General features: G+C 68.7%; 4 protein-coding genes, 1 tRNA gene and 1 pseudogene. 2 read left to right on the top strand and 4 right to left on the bottom strand.

Going from position 1 to position 4,215, the window contains the following annotated elements; genetic code table 11:
- Window positions 1–318: pseudogene (locus ACFQEU_RS12755) on the top strand (MFS transporter); the annotation flags it as partial.
- A gap of 33 nt (window positions 319–351) precedes the next feature.
- Here ACFQEU_RS12755 and ACFQEU_RS12750 read toward each other — a convergent pair.
- On the bottom strand, window positions 352–804 hold the full coding sequence (locus ACFQEU_RS12750) for a DUF2237 family protein (RefSeq protein WP_379782727.1): 453 nt from the start codon (window positions 802–804) through the stop codon (window positions 352–354).
- A gap of 122 nt (window positions 805–926) precedes the next feature.
- On the opposite strand from ACFQEU_RS12750, the gene ACFQEU_RS12745 reads away from it, so the two are divergent.
- Window positions 927–2,330: an undecaprenyl diphosphate synthase family protein gene (locus ACFQEU_RS12745; protein WP_379782724.1), complete on the top strand. Its 1,404-nt coding sequence runs from the start codon at window positions 927–929 to the stop codon at window positions 2,328–2,330.
- Between the two features lie 27 nt (window positions 2,331–2,357).
- On the opposite strand, the gene ACFQEU_RS12740 is transcribed toward ACFQEU_RS12745, so the two are convergent.
- The 3 genes from ACFQEU_RS12740 to ACFQEU_RS12730 all read right to left on the bottom strand — a co-directional run.
- Window positions 2,358–3,536, bottom strand: coding sequence for an inorganic phosphate transporter (locus ACFQEU_RS12740; protein ID WP_379782721.1), 1,179 nt, complete (start codon window positions 3,534–3,536; stop codon window positions 2,358–2,360).
- Window positions 3,537–3,626: 90 nt separating this feature from the next.
- Window positions 3,627–3,697 (bottom strand) — tRNA-Gly (locus ACFQEU_RS12735).
- A gap of 83 nt (window positions 3,698–3,780) precedes the next feature.
- On the bottom strand, window positions 3,781–4,215 hold a 435-nt coding region (locus tag ACFQEU_RS12730), incomplete at its 5' end, for an enoyl-CoA hydratase/isomerase family protein (protein WP_379782718.1).

The following is a 4,215-nucleotide window of genomic DNA, read 5'->3' as shown; positions in this document are numbered from 1 at the left end:
GCGGTCGGGGCCACCGGCTCCGTCGGCGGCGTCGATGCCGAAACCCTGCTGTTCGGTGTCGTGGTGGCGGCGTTCGGGCTGGGATCGCACGGCTTCCAGCCGGTGCGGAGCGCGTACCTGATGGAGGTGTTGCCGGACCGGATCGCCGGCGGGGGACTCGGGGTGGTCAGAACCCTCCTGATGGGTGCGGGGGCGCTCGCGCCGGGTGTCGTAGGTATCAGCGCCGACCTCGTCGGATTCGGACCGGCGTTCGGGCTGCTGGCCGCGTCGATGGGGGCCGCGGCCGTGCTCGCGGCCGCGCTGTGGCTGAGCGAGTGAGCGACAGAGCACCCACCTCCCTCTCGCTGTCGATCACCCGTCGAGCGTTCCCGGTTCGAACGTCTCCGGGTCGAACTCGTGTGCCCGGAGGTCGTCGGGATCGACTGCTCGAAGCACGGACTCGTCGGTCGCCTCCAACACGACCGGCGGGGCGACGCCAGCCTCCAGCGCCTCCAGCCAGCGACCCACACAGAGACACCAGCGGTCGCCGGGGTTCAGCCCGGGGAACTCGAACTCCGGCCGCGGCGTGATCAGGTCGTTGCCGCGGTCGCGGCTGTACGTCAGGAACTCGGCCGTCAGGACCGCACACAGCGTGTGTTCGCCGACGTCGCCGTCGACATCCCGGCAGTGGCCGTCGCGGAGGTACCCCGTCACCGGGTCGGTGCTGCAGGGCCGGAGCTCGCCGCCGAGGACGTTGCGGTCGACGGAGGTGTCGGCGTCGTCGTGTGGGGGTTCGCCTCGATCGGAGGGTTCGTCTCGATCGATGTCGTCGCGGGAGGCATCGCCGTGAGAGGGATCGTGAGACACACCCGTAGATCGGCCCGCAGTGACTTGGGGGTGTCGCCGACGGGCAGACAGTATAAGGATCGTCCGGGCGAACGACGCTTATGAGCCGGAACGACGAGGTCGCCGCCCTTTTAGAGGAGTTCGCCGACCGACTCGAGGCGACGGGCGTCGAGTACAAGCCGAGCGCGTACCGCCGCGCGGCCGAGAACGTCCGCGAGCACACCGCGCCGATCGAGAACCTCGCGGGCGAGAGCGAGGAGGCAGTCGCGGAGATCGACCGCGTCGGCGACGCTATCGCCGCGAAGATCGTCGAGTACTTCGAAACGGGAGCGATCGAGGAGCTAGAGGCGCTGCGCGCGGAGCTGCCGGCCGATATCGAGGCGCTGACCGCGATCGAGGGCGTCGGCCCGAAGACGGTCGGGACGCTGTACGAGACGTTGGGGATCACGACGCTCGACGAGATGGAGACGGCCGCGGAGGCCGGCGAGATCCGCGAGGTGAAGGGGTTCGGCGCGAAGACGGAGGAGTCGATCCTGGAGAACATCCCGTTCGCACGGGAGTCACGGAAGCGCACCCGGCTCGGCGACGCCCGTCCCGTCGCCGACGACGCGCTCGCGTACCTCGCGGCGCTCGACCCCGTCTCCCGCGTCGAGGTGTGCGGCTCGATCCGTCGCTGGAAGGACACGATCGGCGACATCGATCTGCTCGTCGCCAGCGACGAGCGGGAGCCGATCCTCGACGCGTTCGTCGACTGGCCGGCCGCGTACGCGACGATCGAGGCCGGCACGGGGAAGGCGAGCGTCCGCGCGAACGGCACGAGAGTCGACCTCCGGGTCGTCGACGACGCGGAGTTCGGCGCGGCGCTCCAGTACTTCACCGGCTCGAAGGCGCACAACGTAGAGGTGCGGAACCGCGCGATCGACCGCGGGCTGAAGCTCAACGAGTACGGGCTGTTCGACGTGAGCGACGTCGACGACCCGGACGCCGGGCAACGGGTCGGCGAGCGCGTCGCGGGCGAGACCGAGGACGGGGTGTACGAGACGCTGGGGATGGACCCGGTTCCCCCGGAGCTCCGCGAGGACACGGGAGAGGTGGCGGCCGCGGCCGACGGGACCCTTCCCGACCTCGTCGAGCTGGCCGACCTCCGTGGCGACCTCCACACCCATACCGACTGGTCGGACGGCGGGTTCACGATCCGGGAGATGATCGAGGCGGCGGCCGAGCGCGGTCACGCGTTCCACGCGGTCACCGACCACGCGTCGGGACCCGGGATCTTCGGCAACACCGGGCTCGACGAGGCCGAGATCGCCGACCGGCTCGTGTTCCCGACGGAGCCCGATCTCGTCGTCAAAACCGGTGCGGAGCGACTCTCCGACTTCGCGATCTGGCAGTCGGTGTACGCCGAACTCTACTTCACGGACGTGAACTGGCGGGATTTTCGGAGGCGCGACTACCTCCGTGCAGTCCTCGACTTTCAGGACCGACAGCGTCGCTTCGGGCGGTAGGGGGACTCGGCGTCGGTCGGCCCGTCGTCACCAGACAAAGCCAAACAGGAGATAAAAGGTCACGAACGCGCCGATAGTCGAAAGCAGCGGGACGACGTTCTGTAACACGACCACTCGCGCGGTGGTCGTAGGGTCGAACAGATCGGTAGCTGCCGGGATATCGTCGGGATCCTCCTCGCCGATCCCGACGACCTCGTCGCCCGGCTCGTCGGCAGCCAGCGCGCTGACCGCGACGTTAGTCTCCGCCTCGCCCCGGATCCCCTCGGAGACCGTCGCCGTTCGGGTGGCACGCCCCCACCCCAGCCCGACGATAGACATCGTCGCGATGATGACGAACGAGGCGGGGATCCCGATCGCGGAGAGCCCGATGACGATCCCGGAGGAGACGACGGCGACGACGATGGCGGCTGTCAACGGGAGGTCCGTGATATCGTTCCCGAGAGTGTCGAGCGTCCGGCGAGCGATGGTGAACGCGCCAACCGCGACGGCGGCGCTCCCGAGAACGATCATGGGGTTCATCTCGACCACACCCGCCCCGACGAGAGGGGCGATGGCGTTCGCGATGTTCGAGGTGCCCGAGGAGAACGCCATCAAACACCCGATCGCGACGACGACCACCGCGCCGACGACCTCGCGGCGGGTCGTGTTCGGGCCGAGCGAGGGCCGGGGAAGGAGCCCGGACCGATCGAACTCCAAGAGCGGCCCCTCCGTGCCGTCGATCGCGACCCACCGATTGATCCGCGGGTAGAAGTACCGGCCGACGACCCCGGAGACCCAGAAGCCGATGATCGGCGCGACGAGCCACCAGATGGCGATCGAACCCATCACTGCCAGATCGAGGCTGCTCGTCGCGACTCCCAGTCCGGCGATCGCGCCCACCGCCGTCATGGATGTCGACGCCGGGACACCGAAGTAGTTGCCGACGAACAGCGCGCCGCCGATGAAGAACAGCACGACGATGCTCGATTCCAGCGTGAACACCCCGGGCTGGGTGATGAGGTCTTCCCCGAGCGTGTCCACGACTCGCCGACCGAGCGTCCCGGCACCGATGAAGAAGAACACGGACATCAGCGCGGCCGCTCCTGCCTTCGAAATCACGCCCGCGCCGACGGCGGGACCGAACGCCGGTCCGGTCGTCGCGCCGCCGATATTGTATCCGACGAACGCCGCGACGACGAGCCCGACGACCAGAAGGATCTCCACCATTCGTTCGTTGGAACCCGCCTCCCACGGTTAAACGGTCCGCTTTCGGAAACGATAGCGCACGGCCGAGACTCGGGAAACGACTGAAAGGAGTGCACCGGCCGAGATTTGAACTCGGGTTGCAACCATGGCAAGGTTGCGTGATACCACTACACTACCGGTGCGTGCGTCGCGATTCGAGGTGAACGCGTCGGATATTTAAATCTGTCACATCGGCGCGAGCGAACCGCGGGCCGTCGGCGTATGCTCACTCAGGAGTGTCGGAGTCGCCACCGCCGTCGCGTCGGTCGGCGACCTCATCGGCCGCCTCCGTGGTCGTCGACCGCGATCGTCGGATCGCATCCGCGTGTGCCTCGACGAGGTCCGCGAACGCCGCCGCTTCGGCCGCCTCTTGGGTCTCGTCGTCACGGCGGTCGCGGATCCGCGTTTTTACGACGCGAAGCGCGTCCGGCGTTCCCGCCCCGATATCGGCGGCGACGGCTTCGGGGTCCGCACTCACGCGAGAGACGAGTCCGGTTCGGAGCGCGTCATCCGCGTCGAGGACGCGACCCGAGAGGGCGAACTCGAGGGCGTTCCCCTCGCCCATCACCCGCGGGAGCCGGACGGTTCCGCCCCACGCACCGAACAGGCCGAACCTGACCCCCGGTTCGGCGAACGTCGCGTCGGGGGTGGCGACGCGGAC

Origin of the sequence: Halorubrum tibetense (genome assembly GCF_042661865.1) — an archaeon.
In the GTDB taxonomy this organism is placed as follows: domain Archaea; phylum Halobacteriota; class Halobacteria; order Halobacteriales; family Haloferacaceae; genus Halorubrum; species Halorubrum tibetense.
This window is presented reverse-complemented; position numbering and strand designations above follow the sequence as displayed.